A 21,783-nucleotide genomic window follows, 5' to 3' on the forward strand; every position below is an offset into this window, starting at 1 on the left:
TCAACTGCTTGCTAAGTATGCCGCTTCTGTATATTTGTAATCTAAGGGTATTTCGGTTAGGATCTGTAATTCTCAGAGTGAAAGAATTTGGTTTAATTACAAGTCTCCGACTTAAAATCTGAGGGTCTCACTTTAGGTGAGGCTCTCAGTGCATGCAATAAATTGCTAAATCCAGAAGGCGTGGAAGGCCTGTCAGCGTTTTAACAATAATTTCTTGTTTTATTACCAATTAAATATTTTGTTAACCAATTATTGTTTCGTAGATTCGAGTTTGCAATTGGCTTTGTGCTAGAATTTACCTTCCAGCGAAAACCGGAGTTTAATCAAACAATAATAAGATGGGGAAGTTTTCACTTTACGATTTATTAGGGCTGCTACTGCCAGGAGTTCTCTTTTTGTTTTTTAGCGGTGTGATAAGTCATATTTATGGCTTGCTACCAGCATTTCTCGGAGTACTTAATTGGCAAGTAAATATTGGCATTACACTCTGCTTTGCCCTTATTATTGGAGCTACGCTTTACGCGACAAATTTCCATTTAGTAAAAAAATCATGGTACAACCGGCTTTTGGGAATGTACAAACATGTTACTGTTCTTTATTTAAAAATGAAATTTCTTCATCAATTGATGAATGAAACTTTGAATATAAAATCAAAAGAATGGTACGGAAAGAATATCTTTTTTAATAAAGCTGATTTCGATATTCTTACGGCAGAAAAACAGAAAGAAACGGAAGATTTGCAGGATGAGTTTTACGACCGTATGTATTACGAATTGGAGTATCATGGTAAAATAGAACATGCAAAAACGGTCCAAAGCTTTCATTTTTTCTTTCGGCAAACCGCCTTGGCCTGCATCATACTTCTCTTACTGAATATTGTATTATTTGCCTTGTATTTTATTTTCAAACCGCATACACGTAAATCTGATATATTCGCCACCCTTTTGCTTGATGGATTATTGTTCTCTATTCTTTTTGTTTCGGCACGACTTGCCCAATGGTATCGCAAACGAATGGTAATGAAAATGTATTGGGCTTATTTTACTCACCTAAAACAAATTTAGTACCATGGAAACAATCGAAAAAGCAGAGCATAAGGGATTGAATGTATACAAAACATTGAAGAGTGATCCTCAGTATTTTGGTGGATACCTGAATATGGCGCGGTCAAATATCTTTAGTATTAACAATTCTGTGGCCCATAAAATTAAAATATCAACTCTTCCTGATGAAGAAAAAATATTGGATAGTTTTTTATGCAACAACAATAGAAAGCATCTCAACTGGAATCTGGCCCATTCTATTGCAGTTAAGTTTCTGCCAATTATAAAGGTCTTTGACTTTGAGAGCCTACCAAAATCGGAAAGAACCGGAGACCTGAATAATCTGAATACAGGAAAAGACTTTGCCGCAATGGCAGCTTCTTTACGATGTTTGTTTCGCGAAATTCAAGAGTTCCGAAACGATTACTCTCATTATTATTCCATAGCAAATGGGACTAAAAGGAAAACGATAATCTCGGGAGAATTGGCTGAATTTCTTAGGCTTAATTTTGCACGGGCTATTGAATATACAAAGGAGAGGTTCAATGGTGTTTTAAACGATGACGATTTTGAACCTGTAAAAGAACGTGTACTTGTAAATCAGGATAACACAATTACGACTGATGGTTTTGTCTTTTTAATTTCGATGTTTTTAGAGCGGGAACATGCCTTTCAGTTTATTGGGGAAATTAAAGGCTTAAAAGGAACACAGTTCAATAGTTTTATTGCCACACGAGAAGTGTTAATGGCCTTTTGTGCCAAACTACCGCACGATCGATTTGTGAGCGAAGATAAAAAGCAGGCATTCACATTGGATATCATCAATACTCTGAACCGATGTCCCAAAGAATTATATGGTGTAATTACCGATGAGGAAAGGAAAGCATTCAAACCATGTTTGGATAAGCTAAATCTTGAAAACTTGTTGGATAACAGCACCAACGACAAGGCTGATGTTGAAGATTACGACAAGTATATCGAGGCTCTTACACGAAAAATAAGACACAGCAACCGCTTCTCTTATTTTGCATTAAAGTTTATCGATGAAACGGATATCTTTAGCAAATTACGTTTCCAGATTAATCTGGGTAAACTATTAATTGACGAATATGAAAAGCCCATTAATCGTGAAATGTATCCGCGAAGTATTGTGCAAGATGTAAAAGCATTTGGAAAATTAAGTGATTTTGAAGATGGGGCCGAAGTCTTAAAACAGATCGACAAAGACGGAAATTCGTTGGGCTTTGAGCAATACGCACCCTTTTATCATACAAAAAACAATAAAATTGGTTTACACACCAACAATGCGAAAGCGATCGTAATTCACAAGCCAAATTCACAATCGAAAGTTAAGAAAAGCCTTAAGCAAGCCTTGCCCGAAGCCTTTCTTAGCTTACACGAGTTGCCAAAAATTATTGTATTGGAACATCTGGAAAAAGGAAAATCGGAAGAACTGATTAATGATTTTGTTTTGGCCTGCAACAGTAAAATCACCAATAAACAGTTTATTGATGAGGTGAAGAGGAAGTTGCCAAACGACTGGAATGAATTCAGTAAAAGATCGGATTCGCAAAAAGAGTCTGCCTACAAACCAAATGCATTGGCTTATTTAAGAATGCGTAAAAAAATTGTAGATGAGGTGTTGGCGCCATACAATTTGAATCACAAACAAATACCAACACGCATTTTAGACTACTGGTTGTGCATTGTTGATATTAATGCCGATCGGGCCATTTCCGATAGAATTAAACGAATGAAGCGTGAGGGCATGGATCGGCTAAAAGCGTATCAGAAATTTACCAAAACCGGAAAGGGGAAAATCCCTAAGATTGGCGAAATGGCTACTTTCCTGGCAAAGGATATTGTTGATATGGTGATCAGTACTGATAAAAAGAAAAAAATCACCTCTTTTTATTACGATAAAATGCAGGAGTGTTTGGCTTTGTTTGCTGATCCCGAAAAAAAATCTCTGTTTGTTGATCTTATCAGTAAAGAGCTTCATCTTAACGAGGCAGACGGACATCCATTTTTGAAAAATATTGAATTCAGTAAAATACGTTACACGCAAGATCTTTACTTGATTTATCTTCAGGAGAAGGTAAATAAAATGATAGATGTTAAAAACTTTCGATCAGGAAAGACAAGTACCATCGATAAATCGTGGATGATGTGCACCTTTTATAAAAGAGAGTGGAATCAGGAAGCCGGCAAACAACTTACCGAAGTGAAGTTGCCCGATAATTTGTCAAGCATTCCTTTTACGCTTCGCCAGCTAAAAGAGAAAATAAGCTCTAATCTGGATGAATGGCTGCATAACCTAACAAAAGGAAATGAAGCAAATGATGGTAAAACGCCAATCAATTTACCAACCAACCTGTTCGATGAACCCCTAATTCGTTTGCTGCAAAACGATTTGGACGCGCAGCAGGTGGAATACTCGGCAGATGCCAAATACAACGAGCTTTTTAAAATTTGGTGGCGAAATCGTGGCGACAGCACGCAAAGTTTTTACCATGCCGAAAGGGAGTATTTTATTTTTGATGAGAAAGTGAATTTTAAGCTGCAGGAAAATGCAATGTTTGCCGATTTTTATTCCCTTAGTGTAAAAAAGGCCTTTAGAGCAAAGCAAAATGCAAGAAGAATAGAACAAAAAACCAACCGTCGTTTGCCGGATATTCAGTTTAGTCAGGTCGAAAAAGTGTTTAAGCGAAGCATTTCGAATACCGAAAAACAAATTCGACTGTTGCAGGAAGAAGATCAAATATTGCTTCTCATGCTGGAAAAACTGATAAGTTCCGATCAGGACTTGAACCTGAAGCTGAACCAAATCGATATTCTTTTAAACGAGACCATTACCGTTAAGGAACCGGTTCGCGGAAACTTATTTTTCGATAACAATGCCGAAATAACAAGAAGAATTATCGATCAGCGCAAGCGAAAAGATCACAGCATGCTGCATAAGTATGTTTTCGACCGACGATTGCCCGAGTTGTTCGAATATTTTGCCGAAAACGAAATTCCTTTGCAGGATCTGAAAAACGAATTGGAGGCCTATAATAATGCCAAACAAATGGTTCTTGCTACGGTATTTAAATTCGAAGAAGCACTAGTTGCAAATAATCATGCCGATGATTTTATGGATGCCGACAGTAAAACCGGACACATTCCGCACAAAGCCTATTTGCAATGGCTAAAAAAAGAGGGGATGATAAACGAAAACGAATTTCAGTTTTTAAATAGGGTAAGGAACTGTTTTTCGCACAACCAATTTCCCCCAAAAAACACAATGAGTTTGTTTGTTAGCCAGTGGGCTGATGGTAATTTTGCCCTGCAAATAGCAGAACTTTACAATGAAAAAATTGACGCCATACTAGCCATATAGTAGAAAATACTTCCGTTTTTTGCGGGGCGAAAAACGGTTTATCCTTTGAAAATAAGGCATTTATAACAGGCAGGTTGTAATTGCTCTTATTTTGAAGGGTATACACAACGCTATATATCTGTATGTTGCAAAACATGTTGTTGTAATTGCTCTTATTTTGAAGGGTATACACAACACTAACTACACACAAAATAATTGCTAGAAAGTTGTAATTGCTCTTATTTTGGAGGGTATACACAACGTTGAATACATATACTGACTAAGTATTTTAGTTGTAATTGTCTTTATTTTGAAGGGTATACACAACTAAGTTGGGTTATTGTGTTGTTTAAGTTCTGTTGTAAATGCTCTTATTTTGAAGGGTATACACAACATGAAATAAGTTATTGTCACTTGAATTCCAGTTGTAATTGCTCTTATTTTGAAGAGTATGCACAACTTATCAACGGGTTTGCCCGATAAACCTTTTGTTGTACTTGCTCTTATTTTGAAGGGTACACACAACTTTGATTTTTGCATAAAAGAAATAAAATCTGGTGTAACTGCTCTTATTTTGAAGGGTATACACAACACGTATAGCAAAGAGTTTTGTGACAAACATGTTGTAATTGCTTTTATTTAGAAGGGTATACACAACTTGTAGGTTAATACTCCATCAATGAAGAAAGTTGTAGTTGCTCTTATTTTGAAGGGTATACACATTGTAATTTTTTAAATCTCTAATCATATCGGTTGTAATTGCTCTTATTTTGAAGGGTATAAACAACATTCATTGCCCCGTGCTTTAGCTCGGGGTTTTGTGAAAGTTTTGATTTTGAAGGGATACACAACAATTTTCAATGCTCATAATTTTAATTTTGAGTTGTACTTGCTCTTATTTAGAAGGGTATACACAACAGTTAATGATGCGTTCAAAGAGATTTTATTGTTGTAACTGCTCTTATTTTGAAGGGTATACACAACATCCATTGCCCCGTGCTTTAGCTCGGGGTTTTGTGAAAGTTTTGATTTTGAAGAGTATGCACAACATCCATTGCCCCGTGCTTTAGCTCGGGGTTTTGTGAAGGTTTTGATTTTAAAGGGTATGCACAACTCTTTCCCATGATTTGAAATTTCACATTGTTGCAATTGCTTTTATTTTGAAGGGTATACACAACATCCATTGCCCCGTGCTTTAGCTCGGGGTTTTGTGAGAGTTTTTATTTTGAAGGGTATACACAATATCCATTGCCCCGTGCTTTAGCTCGGGGTTTTGTGAATATTTCCATTTCGAAGGGTACACACAACAAATATGGCATGTTAGGGAATTTTGCAGCAGATATTTCTAAAAGGTCAGGCTCTCAGCCTGGTTTTTTTTCTTGTCCAATGAAAAAAATGACTTCTATGAGTTTCATATGAGCCCACCAAGCAAAAGAAAGTCTTGCATGAGTTTCAGATGAGCCCACCAAGTAAAAGAAAGTCTCGCATGAGTTTCAGATGAGTTCACCAAGCATAAGAAAGTCTCGCATGAGTTTCATATGAGCCCACCAAGCAAAAGAAAGTCTTGCATGAGTTTCAGATAAGCTCACCAAGCAAAAGAAAGTCTCGCATGAGTTTCAGATGAGCCCACCAAGTAAAAGAAAGTCTCGCATGAGTTTCAGATAAGCTCACCAAGCAAAAGAAAGTCTCGCATGAGTTTCAGATGAGCCCACCAAGTAAAAGAAAGTCTCGCATGAGTTTCAGATGAGCCCACCAAGTAAAAGAAAGTCTCGCATGAGTTTCAGATAAGCTCACCAAGCAAAAGAAAGTCTTGCATGAGTTTCATATGAGCCCACCAATCAAAAGAAAGTCTCGCATGAGTTTCAGATATCCCGTTCAACGGGAAAAATGTTTTGTATGAACTTAAGTTAGGGTGAAGCAAATATTGGTTAAATAGCATACGGGGCAGCTTGTTTGAGGAGTTTAAAATTATTTTAAAAAAAAATATTCTTGATTATTTGTAAAGCTGAAGTCTGCTTAATACAGCATGATAAATTTAGTTTATTTTGATTGGTGATGTTGCTTGTTTTTGTTCTGGTCTCTTACCAAGAGTCGATTGTGTTGTTGTGTATGCTCATAATATTTGTACTAATGTTTGTTTTTAATAATATTATTGATAATTTAGATTTTTATTTTTTTAACCAAACCCAAATAGTAATGAAAAAAGTACATGCAAATGCAATTACCAATGAAATTGCAGAGATCTGCAAAGGAATAATAGAATTAAGTAAAAGATACCCAATTGAGCTTGATGACTATTTCATCTTTATATTTCAAAAATTATCCGGAAAATCGGTCGAATTAGTCGGAAAGATTAATGCAGGCTGGCTGAATAGTGAACTAAAGGAAAAGGATGATGCCCGTGATTTGGATGTGCGCGCCATTTTTTATGAAGTAAAGGCCAAATGCATGCGCCGCCCAAGTGCCGATCAGGAAAAAGCTTTGCGGATAAAAGAAGTTTTAGATCGCTACGGGATGAAAATTACCGAAGATTCTTACACCATAGAAAGTGCCGGGGTACGGGCCATGTTGAGTGATTTAAATGCTCCTGAACTGGAAGACTGTGTTGCTTCTAATGCCGATTTTAAAATTTTACTGGATAATGCAGAGCAATCGATGGCTGAATTTGATGTTTCGGCATCGAAACTGATCGAAGACAAAAACGAACGGGAAAATGCCAAATCGGCATCGGTCGTTGGCCAGGAACTGAAGGGTATTATTAATAATGAGTTGTTGATTTATTTAGCAGCGATGTCAAAGGCAAATCCAACGAAATACAAGCCTTATGCCGATGTGGTAAATACATTGATTGAAGACAGCAATAACAAGGTTCGCGACCGTTTGGCAGCTTTTAAGCGTAAAAAGGAAAAGATAAATCCTGAATTGAATTAGAGAATATTATTGTAACTACATACTGAAGCAAACCCCTTCGAGCAATTGTTCGAAGGGGTTTTTTTATGTGTTTGCCATTGTTATCTATTGGTTTCGTGTTGGGAATCTGTAATTCACGGATAAAGAATCCAGTTCAATAAACTTCAATTTAAAATCTAACTTCCTGGCATCAGATGATTATCAGGAATAGGAATGACGCTCCATTTAAAAAAGAAAAGACGCCTTGGTAAAGGCGTCTTTTTATGAATTTTAATATTGTAATACTGCTTATTGAATTACAAAGCTTTCTCTTTCTCCGCCTGCAGCGAAAATAGCTCTGATTCTATCATTCTGTCCATTGGTAAACATATACATGCACTGATCGTCTACATAGTCCATGTAGTTCATTGTCATGTCGTTTGATCTGCAATTTACAGTTGGGTAGGAAGGACATCCGTAGTTTGCCTGATCAGAACCAGGTGTGTCAGTTACAAAATCATCTTGTCTGCAGTTGCCATCGCCCCAAATGTGACGTAAATTTAACCAGTGACCCACTTCATGGGTTGCAGTTCTGCCGTAACCATACTGTCCCCCAAGTGTGTTTCGTCCAAAGTAATCGCTTCCAATAACAACACCGTCGGTTGCTAATGCTCCACCAGGAAATTGAGCGTATCCTAAAATACCACCACCAATTTCACAAATCCAAAAGTTTAGATAGAAAGAAGGATCTGTGGCATCAATTCCACCCTGACTTGAGAGTTTCATTGCGTCATTGGTTCCCCATGATGTTTTGGTGGATACTTTTCTGTTTATACCAGCCAATACAAATGTAATATCAACATTGGCTATCGCATTGTTAAATTCACTTGGCACAGCACCTGTTGCAGGATTAAGATCATTATAATCATCATTTAAAATATCAATCTGAGAATCGATATTTGCTTGCGTAACAGGATGATTTGCATCCTCCAGAATGTTTATAATAACAGGTATTGTGATGCTTCCCTGATATGGTGTTGGATCTGGTGTATCACCTGGTTTAACTGGTTTACCTTTATTGGTGCTGCTGGAACTTTTGGCTGCAATTAATTGTCTTGTGTGTTTTTCGATTGCATACAAGCGGTTTTCTAAACCTGGGTTTTCCTTTAGCTGTCGGTTTAAAACGGTCATACTTCCACACTTTGGACCATGAACATGTCCTGATTTAACAGTGTTGTCATCACTTGTGTAAACGTAAAAATCGCTCATATCGACAGCGATTTCTTGTTGCTCTGGAGTAATGTCGTTTGCATTTTTTTGGCAAGAACCCAAAATAAGAGCCAAGCATGCCATTGAAAAAATAATTTTTTTCATAATAAAATGTACTTTCTAAGTTAATAATGTGATTTGGTATATTAAAATTCGATTGAATTTAAAGATAAGAATCCATAAAAAGAAATTAAACGGCTCAGTTTTAGTGATGAATGTTTGTATTTTGAATACGAATATTTGGCAACAGTACTGTTTATGGCGTGTTTTAAATATTCCTTAAGAGTGAAAATAAATTATGAAGGGAGTTTTTTGTGTGTGATTATTCATTCAGTTATTGTTTTTGTGTTAGTCTTTAGTAGACAAGCAAGTAATTCTACAAACTGATGAAAAGACTTTCAGTCAATGCAAAAATGTATGGTAAATGGAATTTAGAGTACTAATTACAGATTTTCGGTTTCGTTCAAGCTTCTTTCAAAAAGTAAAAGGATAAAATATTTTTAGATTGGATACAAGAGTTTCAGCAATAAATTTAAGCATCCACACTGTTCTAAAAGAAGAAGACGATTCATACCTCCTGCAATCCAATGAACTTTTGGGGTAGCAATTTGAGGAAAATCTCGTTTTCTCTGCCTGCAAAATAAAACCAAATTGCAGCATCTCCGGCAGTCTGCACTATTCCAATTTAAAAACACAAAGGCTTGTATAAGAGCCGATTTATTGCCGCTAGCCCGCTTCTAAAATAGTTTCTACAACATCTTGACTTTTTCATCAGAATATCTTAATTTAATTACTCTTAAAGGAGAATGGTTCTCATTAGATATTAATTACATATGAAAGTTGGAGAAATAAGTGCGAAATTAAATGAGAAAGGACTAAAAGTGACTCCTCAAAGGATTGCTGTTTTTGAAGCTATTAGTAAGCTTAGCAATCATCCTACTGCCGATAATGTTATCGACTACATAAGAAATAAACATCCCAATATTGCAACAGCAACTGTTTATAAAGTTCTTGATGCTTTGGTCTCAAACGAATTAATAAAAAAAGTAAAGACTGAAAAAGATGTTATGAGATACGATGCTATTTTAGAAAAACATCATCATTTGTATTGTTCGGAATCGGATAGAATTGAGGATTTTAATGATGAGGAGTTAAATAATATTCTTGAAATGTATTTTAAGAAAAAGGAAATTCCCGATTTTAAGATTGAAGATATTAAGCTGCAAATTATTGGGAAGTTCACAAAAGGGGATCAGTAAATTGATTGTTCATTAATATATAACACGTATTAAAAATGGAAAATAAATCAGATCATGTTAGTAAGTGTCCGGTAACCGGAGCTATGGGAAAACCAAGTAGTGGTGGTGGTACAAAAATTAAGGATTGGTGGCCAAACCACTTAAATTTGAATATTTTACGTCAACACTCTTCTTTATCGAACCCAATGGGGGAAGAGTTTAATTACGCTGAAGAGTTTAAAAGTTTAGATTTAAAAGCAATTAAAAATGATCTTCACAAGCTGATGACAGATTCACAAGAATGGTGGCCTGCCGATTTTGGTCATTACGGTCCCTTGTTTATTCGTATGGCTTGGCACAGTGCCGGTACCTACCGCACAGGCGACGGTCGTGGTGGTGCAGGAGGCGGACAGCAACGTTTTGCTCCCCTTAACAGTTGGCCCGATAATGTGAATCTCGATAAGGCTCGAAGACTACTTTGGCCAATCAAACAAAAATATGGTAAGAAAATTTCCTGGGCCGATCTGATGATTCTTGCTGGAAATTCAGCCTTGGAATCAATGGGATTTAAAACCTTCGGATTTGGTGGTGGACGTGCAGATGTTTGGGAGCCGGAAGAGGACGTATTCTGGGGAAATGAAACCAAGTGGCTCGAAGGTGCCGAACGCTATACAGGCGAACGCGATCTTGACAATCCACTTGCAGCAGTGCAAATGGGGCTTATTTATGTGAATCCGGAAGGCCCTGAGGGGAATCCTGATCCTGTTGCCGCGGCTAAAGATATTCGTGAAACTTTTGCCCGCATGGCCATGAACGATGAAGAAACGGTTGCTCTTATTGCAGGCGGACATACCTTTGGGAAAACCCATGGAGCGGGCGATGCCGCACATGTAGGGGCGGAACCTGAAGCTGCCGGTATCGAAGAGCAGGGCTTGGGCTGGAAAAACAGCTTTGGCTCGGGAAAAGGAGGCGATACAATTGGTAGCGGTTTGGAAGTTACCTGGACACAGACTCCTGCCAAATGGAGTTATTACTTCTTCGAAAATTTGTTTAATTATGAATGGGAACTAACTAAAAGTCCGGCAGGAGCACATCAATGGGCAGCAAAAAATGCGGGCAAAGTTGTGCCGGATGCGCATGATGCATCAAAAAAGCATTTGCCAACCATGTTAACCACCGATCTTGCTTTACGTTTCGATCCGGCTTATGAAAAAATTTCAAGACGATTTTTCGAACATCCTCTTGAATTTGCAGATGTTTTTGCACGTGCCTGGTTTAAATTAACTCATCGTGATATGGGACCCAAAGCATGTTATTTAGGTTCTGAAGTACCTTCGGAAGAACTTATTTGGCAAGATCCTGTTCCTGCTGTAAATCATGCATTAATTGATGATAAGGATGTTGCTGAATTAAAAGCTAAGGTGTTGGATTCCGGATTAACAGTAAGTCAATTGGTATCAACAGCATGGGCTTCTGCTTCTACTTTTCGTGGTTCGGATAAACGGGGAGGTGCAAATGGCGCACGCATCCGTCTTGCTCCGCAAAAAGATTGGGCGGCAAATAATCCAACTCAACTTGCCAAAGTAGTAAAGAAGCTTGAGAAAATTCAGGATGAATTTAATGGTTCTCAAGTGGGTGGCAAAAAAATATCACTTGCCGATCTTATTGTATTGGCAGGCTGTGCAGCAGTAGAAAAAGCGGCCAAAGATGCCGGACATGATGTTGTTGTACCTTTCACACCTGGTCGTATGGATGCATCGCAAGAGCAAACCGATGTAGAATCGTTTGTAGTGATGGAACCGGCAGCCGATGGTTTCCGCAACTATCTTAAAACAAAATATGCCATATCAACAGAAGAATTGTTGATTGATAAAGCTCAGCTGCTAACAGTGACAGCTCCCGAAATGACTGTTCTTGTTGGGGGAATGCGTGTGTTAAACGCAAATTTCGACAACTCAAAACATGGTGTTTTCACAAAACGGCCTGGGCTTCTTTCCAACGATTTCTTTATAAACTTGCTTGATATGGGTACTGCCTGGATGCCGGCATCTGAGGATAAAGAGATTTTTGATGGACGCGATCGCAAAACGGGTGCCGTTAAATGGACCGGAACCCGCGCTGATCTTATCTTTGGTTCAAACTCTGAACTTAGGGCGATAGCTGAGGTTTATGGTAGTATTGATGCAAATGATAAGTTTGTTAAAGACTTTGTTGCGGCATGGAACAAAGTAATGAATCTGGATCGTTTCGATTTGGTTTAACTTTTCCTGACTCTGGAGTTTTGTGAGATGTAAGGAAAATGATTTTGCCCTCCAGTCAATTAATACTGTAAGAGCATTGCAGCTGGCCCAGCAAATGAATGGCCACAGATTGCAATAAAACCTTAAAAGGCTGTCTCACAATTGTGAGACAGCCTCTTTTTATATGTTCCTGTTGTGGGATGTTTTGGACCACCGATAAAAGTTGGGCCTGAGATTTGAATTAGCTATTTTTAAGCTCTAATATTAAGTTCATGAATTTGCAAAATTGCAATCTTTCGAGGATGTAGATTTGACATTGAGTCCGGAGATCGGGACCCGTTTAGTGAAGGGAGCGTTAAGAACAAAAAGCTGTTTGAGCGTAGCGAGTTCTTTTTGTTTAGCAATCGAACTAGTAACGGGTGATTGAGGACGTTGTCAATGATTTTTTGTTTCGTTTTTTATCCTAGAAAAAATGAAAAGCCCGTCCGGCTAAAGGACAAGCAAAAATAATGAGGTTCATTTTTTTTATTGAAAATTGGTAACATTCGAAACCATCCCAAAATCAAGCTTTGATTCACGAATTATCGGGCCTGTCCTAAGGTTAGTATTTCAACTTTTCAGGCTTCGACGATAAGCCTTTTGCTATTCCGACGCAAATGCGAATTGCTTTCCAAATGTTTTTTTTAACCTGCGCCGGTACTTACTGCTACATTAATATCCCAGGGTGGCATTCGCTGTGCTCATTTACCCTGGGCTATTATATTTGAGCCCTTCAGGCTCGAGAAAAAATTGATAACAAAGGGACGAATGCAAAATTTTCCCCTGATTTTAACAAGACCCAAAATTATCTCCTGATCCGATATTTTTAAATACTAAAATCGAATTTGAGACCATCTCTTTTTTGTGAAGAACCCGTTAAAGTTAAACGAGTCTCTTTTAGGTAGAGAGTGACTCATGGCATTCAGCTAATTAAATCGCATTTACTTCCATTTCCAGCTTAATGCCAAATTTGTACAGTACTGATTTTTTAATTTCGTTGGCCAGTTCAAGAATTTCAGATCCTTTTGCATTGCCATGATTCACGATAACCAGAGCCTGATCTTTGTGTACACCAGCATCGCCAATTTGTTTGCCTTTCCAGTCACACTGTTCAATTAACCAGCCGGCGGCCAGCTTGCTTTGTGTTTCGTTTAGCTCGTAAACGGGCATGTCTTCGTGTTTGGCTTTTAGGGCATCGGCTTCCTGTTTGGCAACAACCGGATTTTTGAAAAAACTACCTGCATTGCCAAGTACTTTAGGATCGGGTAATTTGCTTTCGCGGATTTTGATAATTACTTCGCGGATATTTTTGAGATTCACTTTATCGTAAGCTTCCAATTCTTTCGCAATTGCACCATAGTGAACTTTGAATTGGGCTTGCTTGCTAAATCGGAAGTTAACGTGTGTAATGATGAATTGATTTTTGTATTCGTTTTTAAATACGCTGTAGCGATAGTCGAATTCGCAGTGTGCATTGTTGAAAGTTACCTTTTTGTTGCTCTCTATGGATATGGCTTCAACACTATCAATCACTTCTTTTACCTCTACTCCGTAAGCTCCAATGTTTTGGATAGGTGCTGCACCAACCACACCTGGAATTAGGGAAAGATTTTCGATTCCCGGTAAATTGTTTTCAACACTCCAGCCTACAAATGCGTCCCAATCTTCGTTGGCACCAACCTGAACCAAAACCGAATCTTCATCTTCTTCAATAATTTTTATTCCTTTTACCATTGGGTGAATAACCAGACCGTTAAAATCTTCGGTAAACAAGAGGTTACTACCTCCACCCAATAGTAAATACTGAATGTTGATAACATCATTTTTACTCAGGAAATCTTGTATTTCTTCGGTAGTATCGAATTCGAAAAAATATCTGGCATTGGCTTCTATGCCAAATGTATTGTAATTTTTTAAAGCAACGTTTTTACGAAGTGCAGCCATTGTTTCAGTTATCAGTTATCAGTAAACGGTTTTAAAGTACTTGTTTCAGAAGCTTTACAAAACCAAGAATGTCCTCTTCAGTAGTGTCGAAAGAGCACAGCCAGCGAACTTCTCCTGCATGTTCATCCCAAACCCAGAAAAAGTACTCTTCCTGAAGTTTTTCTATTTTATCTTTAGGGATGAGGGCCCAAATACCATTGGCTTGTACCTTTTGTGTGATTTTAACCTGATCTATCTTCTGAACTTCCTGTTCGAGAAGCTTGGCCATTTTATTGGCATGACGGGCCGTTTTCAACCACAAATCGTTGGTGAGCATGGCATCGAACTGCGCACCTATGTATCTCATTTTAGAGAAAAGCTGCATGCTTTGTTTGCGAACATACTTGGCTTCTTTCGATAATTCCGGATTAAAAAAGATGACTGCTTCGCCCAGCATCATTCCGTTTTTAGTACCGCCAAAGCTTAGCACATCAACACCTGCATGGGTCGTAAATTCTTTTACATCAACATCCAAACTCACAACAGCATTTGCCAGACGTGCTCCGTCCATATGAACGTACATGTTATTGGCGTGTGCCAAATCGCAAATTGCCTTCACTTCTTCGGGCGTATAAACAGTTCCCAATTCGGTGCACTGAGTGATCGAAATCATTTTTGGCTGCGAATGATGCTCAAAACCAAATCCATGCAAATGAGGGAGAATTAGCTCAGGACTTATTTTTCCATCAGGAGATTCAATAGGAATTACCTTACATCCTGTAAATTTATCCGGGGCACCGCATTCGTCTACCTGAATGTGCGCTGTGGCAGGACAAATAATGGAATGATAGGATTGCGTTAAGGTCGAAAGACCAATAACATTGGCTCCGGTTCCGTTGAATGCAAAGTACACATCGATATTTTGTCCGAAAAGACTTTTGAATTTTTTGATTGCTGACTCTGTGTAGGGGTCTCCTCCGTAAGCCACTACGTGACCTTGGTTAGCATTCTGAATAGCCTCCATTACTTCTGGCAATACTCCTGAAAAATTGTCGCTTGCAAATCCTCTTTTGTTCATGTTCTGTGTGTTTATTTCGAAGCATTAAAAGTAAACTTTATTCCCTGAATATTTCAATAAAACGCCTGAAAATGCACTCCTGACATCCAAACAAAGTATTTTAGTTGTTGGGAAGAGAAATAGTTAAACAGTTTCTAAAAGGATTTTAATTTTTTGAAGTAAGTCTGATAAATTATCAGGATTAGGCTCTCCTTTTGCAATGAATTGAATAATACCTTCTTTGTCGAGCAGAAAAAGGTAACACAGCTTTTTGTCCTGTACATCGAAGTAGTCAAAATAGCTTCCCAAAGGACCATAATAGGTCATTACATTTTTGTGCATCGATTCAGCAATACCACTTCGCATTCCATTGTCGATATAGTGCGACATCCAATTGTAAAGATTACTGATCATGGGCACCTCAATAAACCGAAAATCGCTGTGAATGCTAAATTCTTTCATCAGAGGTTTTGTCCATTCATCGATTTGTGGCTGAGTTCCTCTTTTAAACGCAATAATCAGCACACTCACTTTTCCTTTACAGTGATCGGGTAGGGAGATCATTTTGGAAGATAATAATTCACCTTTTATCTCAGGGAAAAGATCCCCTGATTTTAATTTGTTCGGATTCTGTGCCGTCACTTGCGAAATGATGACAATGCCTAGAAGCAAAGCAATTGCAATTGATTTAATCATTATACCATTTTGAATAATTAGTGAGCCCTGGCGAGCTAGAAGTACTCGCTCCAATGCCGATGTAATAAATAGGAAGCTATCCCGAGCAAGGCGAATGATAGCCCACTAATTTATCCAATCGGTATTATTTTTGTTCTTGATAATGATTGAGCAGAAAAGTATATGTATTCTTAGAGGTTTTCATTCGTTCTATTATCGAAGGCTCTTTTAATTGACTTTTGATTAATTTATAAAGTTCTGAAACCTGCTCATATTCTTTCGAGTCTTTCAAATATGTTTCAGATTGTCCAATGTAAATTCCCGGACTGCTTTCAACTAAAGGAGCCAAGTTGGTCCATTTATTAGTTAAGGTTATCGTGAGTTTCGCTTTTAGTCCAAGATCTGCATTTCCTAGAACGAGATCGCCATCTGCATTAATGGCCCAAAAATATTTTTCTGGATTTGTAAGTAATTTTTCAAGCATATCTTAAAGTTTTTAGTTTTACCTGAATGTAATTGTAAGTTTGCATATATAATTTATAAATTTTTTAGAACTTTTGCAGGTATTAAAGGTCTTGAATTTTAAAGATAAGTAAAAATGATTTGTGATATTCAGTTGGGGAGATTAATGATTGTGTCGGATTTGCATGGCAACGGATTGGATTTCCGTCAGGTTTTGAAGGTGTATCGAAAACTAAAAAGCGATGGGAAAGCTGATTGTCTGGTTTTTTTGGGCGATTTGATTCATGCTTATCCCGGTAAGCGAAAAGATGAATCTCTGGAAATGGTTCAGGAGCTCATTAAAATGGGTGCAAATCAGGAGGGAAGCGATGTGATTTGTCTGCTGGGAAACCATGAGTTCGTTCACATCTATCATATTCCCTTGCAGCGTGGCAATTTAGAGTTTACATCATGGTTCGAGAACCGAATTCGAAAGAACAGGGAAGATATTATACGCTTTTTTATGGATATGCCATTTATGCTGAGAACAAAAGGAGGCGTTTTATTGAATCATACCGGTGGTTCTAATCGTTATTCCGAGACTGAAAGTTTTGATTTTAATTGGTTTAAAAATTACCAGCATAAAGGTGAATTTGCGGCACATATAGATCATATTCATCGCTACGATCCACAAATTGGTTCCCAATTTATGAGCACAGCTGAAGGAGATTATTTGTGGGAAGTGCTGATGAACGGGAATGAACGGCAGTTTGGAGAAGAATATCTCAATATGGTAACAGATTTGCTTCAGTTCGCAAGTAAGGATCGGGAACATGATCCGCTAAAAGCATTGGTTAGCGGGCATATTGGTGTCGATTATGGAGCCGAAATGATAGGCGAATACAAACTACGTTTGTGCAGCAGCGCAGGTTGCTTACGCGATTTGGAAAAGAAATACCTGCTTATCGATGCTGAAAAAGCTTACACCAATTCAATGGAATTACTGGATTGCTGTCACGATCTTTACTGATTTTTTTCGCTGAAAAATTCTACTCTTTTTCTCTCAGCTGAAGAGGCGATTTTCCTGTCGCTGATTTAAAAGTCTTATTAAAATAAGAAGGACTATTGAATCCACATTCATAGGCAATTTGAGAAACGCTTAATCTTCCTTCGGCAAGTAGTTTTTTAGCGTAATTGATGCGCATTTCATTTAAAAATTCAGAAAAGGTTTTCTTAGTCTTGCTTTTAAAGAAGCGACAAAATGCAGTTTTACTCATGTTTGCAATTTTAGCGGCTTCATCCAATTCTATTTTTTTCTGAAAGTTTTTGCTTACAAATTCATATATCTGATATAATTTTTGGTTGCTTCTTTGCTGAAAGGTTTCTACAAAATTATCCGATGCCAAATATTCCAAATCATCCGATTGGGCCAAAACCTGCAATATCTGAAGTAAAATAATAATTCGTTGCGAGTATTCCGAAGAATGAAGAGTTTTTAGATATTGAATAATCTTGTATTTGGTACTTCCTTCAATTCGAACACCTTGAAACGATTTGGTTAGGAACTTTTTGATTCGATACATTTCAGGCAATAGAAAGAACTCTTTGCCAAAACTATCTTCTTTGAAATGAACCACCCAGGCAATAACTCTTAGGTCCGATTTCTTTTGGAAGTAAGATTCATCGTTGGTCATCACATGAGGAGTATTGGGACCAATAAATATTAAATCTCCATCATTAAAATTGTCAATACAGTCACCAACAATTAATGTACCTCTACTTTTTTCAATGTGGATTAACTCAAATTCAGGATGGTGATGCCACGGAACCTCGATGTGTGGTAAAACATCAATCTTAGATCGAAACGAATGCTCGTTTTTTGTTGAAATCTCCTCAAGTACTATTGACATTATTGGATTATTTTACCTGTAATGATTTAAAATTAGATAATAAAAGGTAATATATTACTTCTTGTGTCTGGTGTTAAATACGAATGCTGAAAGAACACCTTTAAAAACAACACTTGTGTATTATTATCGTATTTTTGCTTTTATTATATTGTGTGTGCAAATATAGTACAATAAAAGGATAAGATAATAAAATCGATTTAAGAGGAATTGATTGATATTTGTAAACGAATACAAACGATTGAAAAAATATACTTATGGTCTCAATTAGTACGAATGTTAAAAGTAGTTCAGGCTCGCAAGCTTCAGGAATGAATTTTAAAGGAGCATTGTCTCTGCTAACTACTCTATTTTTTATGTGGGGATTTTTAACCTGCATGAATGATATTTTAATACCTCATTTAAAAGGATTGTTCGATTTGACAATTACGCAAGCCATGCTTGTGCAGTTTACCTTTTTTGGGGCATATTTCTTAATGTCTTTGCCTGCAGGCTGGATTATAGGAAAGATTGGTTATAAAATGGGAATTGTGAGCGGATTGATGGTTGCTGGTATCGGTGCTGCTATGTTTTATCCTGCTGCAGCATTACATTCTTACGGATTTTTTCTTTGCGCTTTCTTTGTCTTAGCTTCGGGAATTGTTGTTCTGCAGGTGGCTGCAAATCCTTACGTGGCCGCATTGGGTACGCCCGAAACAGCATCAAGTCGATTGAATTTAACACAAGGATTTAATGCATTAGGAACTACGGTTGCTCCGATTTTTGGTGGATGGTTAATATTAAATAATACAAGTCAGGATTTGGCGAGCCAAGCGCAATCCGTGCAGACTCCTTATGTAGGTTTGGCAATTACTTTGGTGGTGATTGCTTTGGTATTTGCCTTTGTGAAATTGCCTAAAATACAGGATTCAGAGGAGACTAAAGCAGAAGGATCGGCTTGGAAAATCCGCCATTTAATATTGGGTGCTTTAGGAATATTCGCCTATGTTGGTGCCGAAGTTTCAATTGGCAGCGCTTTGGTAATGTATTTTGGTGACGAAGGTTTGCATTTGTATGGGGAAGCGGATGCTGCCAAATATGTAGCTATTTTTTGGGGTGGCGCTATGGTAGGACGTTTCATCGGTTCTGCAGTGATGCAGAAAATATCTGCTGCAAAAGTATTGGCTTTTAACTCGGTTATGGTGGCTATTTTAATTGTTATTAGTATGCTGACTACCGGTTATGTGGCTCTTTGGAGTATTGTTTTGGTCGGATTGTTTAATTCAATCATGTTTCCAACTATTTTTACTTTAGCAATTGATGGTTTAGGAAAACACACCAGTCAGGGATCTGGAATTCTCTGTTTGGCAATTGTGGGTGGAGCAATCGTACCTATGATTATGGGTGTTTTGGCAGATAGATTTGGCTTGGCCAATTCCTTTGTTGTGGCAATTGTATGTTATGGCTACATTCTCTTTTATGCTTTAAAAGGGCATAAGCATTAAAATTAATCTTTGAAAACAATAGTAATGAAAGAAGTTGCTTTAGGTATAGATATAGGAGGAACCAATACCGTATTTGGTTGTATTGATTCAGAGGGAAATTGTTTGGTAACAGGAAGTTTACCAACTCAAAAATACGCGGATATAGAAGATTATTTGAATGAATTGTTTGTTGATGTTGAGTCGGCTATGTATAGTTCATTGGAAAAAATGAAAATAATTGGCGTTGGTATTGGTGCGCCTAATGCCAGCTTTTATACTGGAACAATTGAAAACGCTGCTAATTTGCGATGGAAGGGGAGTGTACCTTTAGCTAATTTAGTGAAAAAGAGAATTGATGTTCCTGTTATTATAACGAATGACGCCAATGCTGCGGCAATGGGAGAGAAGGTTTTTGGAGCCGCAAAAGGAATGAATAATTTCATAGTGATTACTCTGGGAACAGGATTGGGAAGTGGAATTGTTGTGAATGGTGATTTGTTGTATGGTCATGATGGTTTTGCAGGAGAAGTGGGTCACATAATTGTTCGCGCAAGCGGACGGGAATGTGGTTGCGGTCGCAAAGGTTGTTTGGAAACTTATGTGTCGGCAACAGGTGTGAAAAGAACGGTTTACAAGCTGCTTGCAAGACATATGGGAGATAGTGAACTAAGAGATATCCCTTTTAGTCAGTTGACCGCAAAAATGGTTGCTGAAGCTGCGAGTCGGGGAGATGTAGTGGCACAAGAGACTTTTGCTTATACTGCAAGAATGCTGGGAGAAGTGCTGGCTAATGTGGTGGCTGTAATCAGCCCACAAGCTATCTTCTTATTTGGGGGATTAACAAAAGCGGGAGATATTCTCTTTAAACCGGTTGCTGAAACATTGGAAGAACAACTTCTTTCTATCTACAAAGGGAAAATTAAAGTATTGGCTTCAGGAATTAAAGAGAATGCTGCAGTTTTAGGTGCAGCTTCCTTAATATGGAACAAAAGATAACCTGTAGCTTTCATACCTAAATTGAAAGTTAACCTCTTATGCCTGCATTCGTGCAGGCATTTTTGGTTTGTAGAAATTGTTCCCACAATCTGTGGGAAAGATTCCACACATTTTCCGAAATTTGAAATTGTTAGATTTTGAATGGGTTTTTTTAGAGATTCGTTATTGTGTTGATAATGAGTGTTTATTCGTCTTTTTTTGAATGGGTTTTTGTGTCATTCTGTTTTTGGCACAGATTTCTCATATTGATCTGTGAATTTGAATTGATGTAAACTTGTTAAAATTATAAATTATGAGAAAGTTAGTCTTTGCACTGTTAGTATTACCTCTGTTTACAGCTTGTAATCAGAAAGAATTAAAGCAATTGCGTGAGCAAAATGTTCAATTAACTCAAATGGCTCAGGAAAAAGATTCTACCATTGATGATTTTGTTGAATCGTTTGATGTCATTGCTGCAAATCTTGCAATTATTAAAGAGAAAGAAAATATCATTTCTGTAAGTGCTGGTGAAAATCCAAGCGTTGGAGAAAAGGAACAAATCGTTACAGATTTAGGATTAATGCGAGATCTTTTGGAAGAAAATAAAGCAAAATTGGAAGACCTTGATAAGAAATTGAAAAATAGTTGGTACCAAAATTCAAAACTGAATAAATTGGTTGCTGGTTTAAAGTCACAAATTGAAGCAAAAGATATTTCCATTAATGCTTTGTCTGAGCAAATTGCACAGCTTACTGTTGAAGTAGGTAGCTTGAATGGTCAGGTAACTGATTTGAATGGAGCTGTTATAGCTTTAAATACTGAGAATGACAGTATAAATAAGGCGATTGCTGAACGAACTGCTAACTTAAACACAGCACATTACGTTATTGGTGATATTAAGGAGTTGAAGCAGAAGGAAGTTGTGACAAGTACTGGCGGTATTTTAGGAATTGGAACAACTAACAAGTTGAATCAGAAAATTAATCCTGATAATTTCAATAATATTGATATTACTCAAACATTAACGATTCCAGTAGTAGGAAGGAAAGTTAGTTTGGTAACATCTCACCCAAGTAGTTCATACCGATTTGAAGGAACTGATAAAGAAATTGAAGCAATTACAATTCTTGATCCGAATGAGTTCTGGAAAGCGTCAAAATATTTAGTTGTTGCAGTGAAATAATAAAAACAAAATAGCTTGGTTTTAAGCATCCCTTTTTGGGGTGCTTTTTTTGTGGTGTAGAAAGGCCATCTGTTAGGATG

The 21,783-nt window shown here is 37.5% G+C and carries 15 protein-coding genes; 9 read left to right on the plus strand and 6 right to left on the minus strand.

Features of this window, described 5'->3' with window-relative positions:
• Positions 1–338: 338 nt before the first annotated feature.
• The 3 genes from csx27 to ALGA_RS15195 all read left to right on the plus strand — a co-directional run bounded on the left by csx27 (position 339) and on the right by ALGA_RS15195 (position 7,335).
• Positions 339–1,064, plus strand: a complete 726-nt coding sequence (gene csx27, locus ALGA_RS15175; RefSeq protein ID WP_096430505.1) for a type VI-B CRISPR accessory protein Csx27 — start codon at positions 339–341, stop codon at positions 1,062–1,064.
• 4 nt (positions 1,065–1,068) lie between these two features.
• Positions 1,069–4,425 (plus strand): type VI-B CRISPR-associated RNA-guided ribonuclease Cas13b, encoded by a 3,357-nt coding sequence (gene cas13b, locus ALGA_RS15180; RefSeq protein WP_096430507.1) that lies wholly within the window; start codon positions 1,069–1,071, stop codon positions 4,423–4,425.
• A 2,175-nt stretch (positions 4,426–6,600) separates the two neighbouring features.
• Positions 6,601–7,335 carry a DUF6261 family protein gene (locus ALGA_RS15195; RefSeq protein ID WP_145957647.1) on the plus strand — a complete coding sequence of 245 codons (735 nt, stop codon included), beginning with the start codon at positions 6,601–6,603 and terminating at the stop codon, positions 7,333–7,335.
• Between the two features lie 267 nt (positions 7,336–7,602).
• Here ALGA_RS15195 and ALGA_RS15200 read toward each other — a convergent pair whose 3' ends face one another.
• A complete protein-coding gene (locus tag ALGA_RS15200) occupies positions 7,603–8,667 on the minus strand; it encodes a zinc metalloprotease (protein ID WP_096430519.1) in 1,065 nt (354 codons plus the stop codon).
• Positions 8,668–9,395: 728 nt separating this feature from the next.
• On the opposite strand from ALGA_RS15200, the gene ALGA_RS15205 reads away from it, so the two are divergent.
• Together ALGA_RS15205 and katG are read left to right on the plus strand one after the other, a co-directional pair.
• The gene (locus ALGA_RS15205) at positions 9,396–9,821 is read left to right on the plus strand and encodes a Fur family transcriptional regulator (protein ID WP_096430522.1); all 426 of its coding nucleotides are present in this window, start codon (positions 9,396–9,398) and stop codon (positions 9,819–9,821) included.
• A gap of 35 nt (positions 9,822–9,856) precedes the next feature.
• Complete coding sequence (katG, locus tag ALGA_RS15210) at positions 9,857–12,061, plus strand: catalase/peroxidase HPI (RefSeq protein WP_096430525.1); 2,205 nt, start codon at positions 9,857–9,859, stop codon at positions 12,059–12,061.
• A gap of 948 nt (positions 12,062–13,009) precedes the next feature.
• Here the strand turns inward: katG and murB are convergent.
• The 4 genes from murB to ALGA_RS15230 form a co-directional block, all read right to left on the minus strand.
• Positions 13,010–14,023, minus strand: coding sequence for a UDP-N-acetylmuramate dehydrogenase (gene murB / locus ALGA_RS15215; protein WP_096430527.1), 1,014 nt, complete (start codon positions 14,021–14,023; stop codon positions 13,010–13,012).
• A 31-nt stretch (positions 14,024–14,054) separates the two neighbouring features.
• Entirely contained in the window at positions 14,055–15,080 is a 1,026-nt protein-coding gene (locus ALGA_RS15220; protein WP_096430530.1) for a threonine aldolase family protein, read from the minus strand.
• A gap of 123 nt (positions 15,081–15,203) precedes the next feature.
• Positions 15,204–15,755, minus strand: a complete 552-nt coding sequence (locus ALGA_RS15225; RefSeq protein WP_096430533.1) for a hypothetical protein — start codon at positions 15,753–15,755, stop codon at positions 15,204–15,206.
• 124 nt (positions 15,756–15,879) lie between these two features.
• Positions 15,880–16,218, minus strand: a complete 339-nt coding sequence (locus ALGA_RS15230) for a hypothetical protein (protein WP_096430535.1) — start codon at positions 16,216–16,218, stop codon at positions 15,880–15,882.
• Positions 16,219–16,332: 114 nt separating this feature from the next.
• Here ALGA_RS15230 and ALGA_RS15235 point away from each other — a divergent pair, with 114 nt between their 5' ends.
• Complete coding sequence (locus ALGA_RS15235; protein WP_096430538.1) at positions 16,333–17,205, plus strand: metallophosphoesterase family protein; 873 nt, start codon at positions 16,333–16,335, stop codon at positions 17,203–17,205.
• Between the two features lie 19 nt (positions 17,206–17,224).
• On the opposite strand, the gene ALGA_RS15240 is transcribed toward ALGA_RS15235, so the two are convergent.
• Positions 17,225–18,085, minus strand: a complete 861-nt coding sequence (locus ALGA_RS15240; RefSeq protein ID WP_096430541.1) for an AraC family transcriptional regulator — start codon at positions 18,083–18,085, stop codon at positions 17,225–17,227.
• A gap of 254 nt (positions 18,086–18,339) precedes the next feature.
• Here ALGA_RS15240 and ALGA_RS15245 point away from each other — a divergent pair, with 254 nt between their 5' ends.
• The 3 genes from ALGA_RS15245 to ALGA_RS15255 all read left to right on the plus strand — a co-directional run bounded on the left by ALGA_RS15245 (position 18,340) and on the right by ALGA_RS15255 (position 21,703).
• Complete coding sequence (locus ALGA_RS15245; RefSeq protein WP_096430544.1) at positions 18,340–19,566, plus strand: sugar MFS transporter; 1,227 nt, start codon at positions 18,340–18,342, stop codon at positions 19,564–19,566.
• 9 nt (positions 19,567–19,575) lie between these two features.
• Positions 19,576–20,541 carry an ROK family protein gene (locus tag ALGA_RS15250; RefSeq protein ID WP_231705979.1) on the plus strand — a complete coding sequence of 322 codons (966 nt, stop codon included), beginning with the start codon at positions 19,576–19,578 and terminating at the stop codon, positions 20,539–20,541.
• Between the two features lie 292 nt (positions 20,542–20,833).
• Positions 20,834–21,703, plus strand: coding sequence for a Cbp1 family collagen-binding glycoprotein adhesin (locus ALGA_RS15255; protein ID WP_096430550.1), 870 nt, complete (start codon positions 20,834–20,836; stop codon positions 21,701–21,703).
• The last annotated feature ends 80 nt before the right edge of the window (positions 21,704–21,783 follow it).

The organism is Labilibaculum antarcticum (assembly GCF_002356295.1).
Taxonomy (GTDB): domain Bacteria; phylum Bacteroidota; class Bacteroidia; order Bacteroidales; family Marinifilaceae; genus Labilibaculum; species Labilibaculum antarcticum.

Bases quoted from the DNA above. Each gene is read 5' to 3' on its own strand.
- csx27 (WP_096430505.1), top strand. From the start codon at position 339: ATGGGGAAGTTTTCACTTTACGATTTATTAGGGCTGCTACTGCCAGGA.
- cas13b (WP_096430507.1), top strand. From the start codon at position 1,069: ATGGAAACAATCGAAAAAGCAGAGCATAAGGGATTGAATGTATACAAA.
- ALGA_RS15195 (WP_145957647.1), top strand. From the start codon at position 6,601: ATGAAAAAAGTACATGCAAATGCAATTACCAATGAAATTGCAGAGATC.
- ALGA_RS15200 (WP_096430519.1), bottom strand. From the start codon at position 8,667: ATGAAAAAAATTATTTTTTCAATGGCATGCTTGGCTCTTATTTTGGGT.
- ALGA_RS15205 (WP_096430522.1), top strand. From the start codon at position 9,396: ATGAAAGTTGGAGAAATAAGTGCGAAATTAAATGAGAAAGGACTAAAA.
- katG (WP_096430525.1), top strand. From the start codon at position 9,857: ATGGAAAATAAATCAGATCATGTTAGTAAGTGTCCGGTAACCGGAGCT.
- murB (WP_096430527.1), bottom strand. From the start codon at position 14,023: ATGGCTGCACTTCGTAAAAACGTTGCTTTAAAAAATTACAATACATTT.
- ALGA_RS15220 (WP_096430530.1), bottom strand. From the start codon at position 15,080: ATGAACAAAAGAGGATTTGCAAGCGACAATTTTTCAGGAGTATTGCCA.
- ALGA_RS15225 (WP_096430533.1), bottom strand. From the start codon at position 15,755: ATGATTAAATCAATTGCAATTGCTTTGCTTCTAGGCATTGTCATCATT.
- ALGA_RS15230 (WP_096430535.1), bottom strand. From the start codon at position 16,218: ATGCTTGAAAAATTACTTACAAATCCAGAAAAATATTTTTGGGCCATT.
- ALGA_RS15235 (WP_096430538.1), top strand. From the start codon at position 16,333: ATGATTTGTGATATTCAGTTGGGGAGATTAATGATTGTGTCGGATTTG.
- ALGA_RS15240 (WP_096430541.1), bottom strand. From the start codon at position 18,085: ATGTCAATAGTACTTGAGGAGATTTCAACAAAAAACGAGCATTCGTTT.
- ALGA_RS15245 (WP_096430544.1), top strand. From the start codon at position 18,340: ATGGTCTCAATTAGTACGAATGTTAAAAGTAGTTCAGGCTCGCAAGCT.
- ALGA_RS15255 (WP_096430550.1), top strand. From the start codon at position 20,834: ATGAGAAAGTTAGTCTTTGCACTGTTAGTATTACCTCTGTTTACAGCT.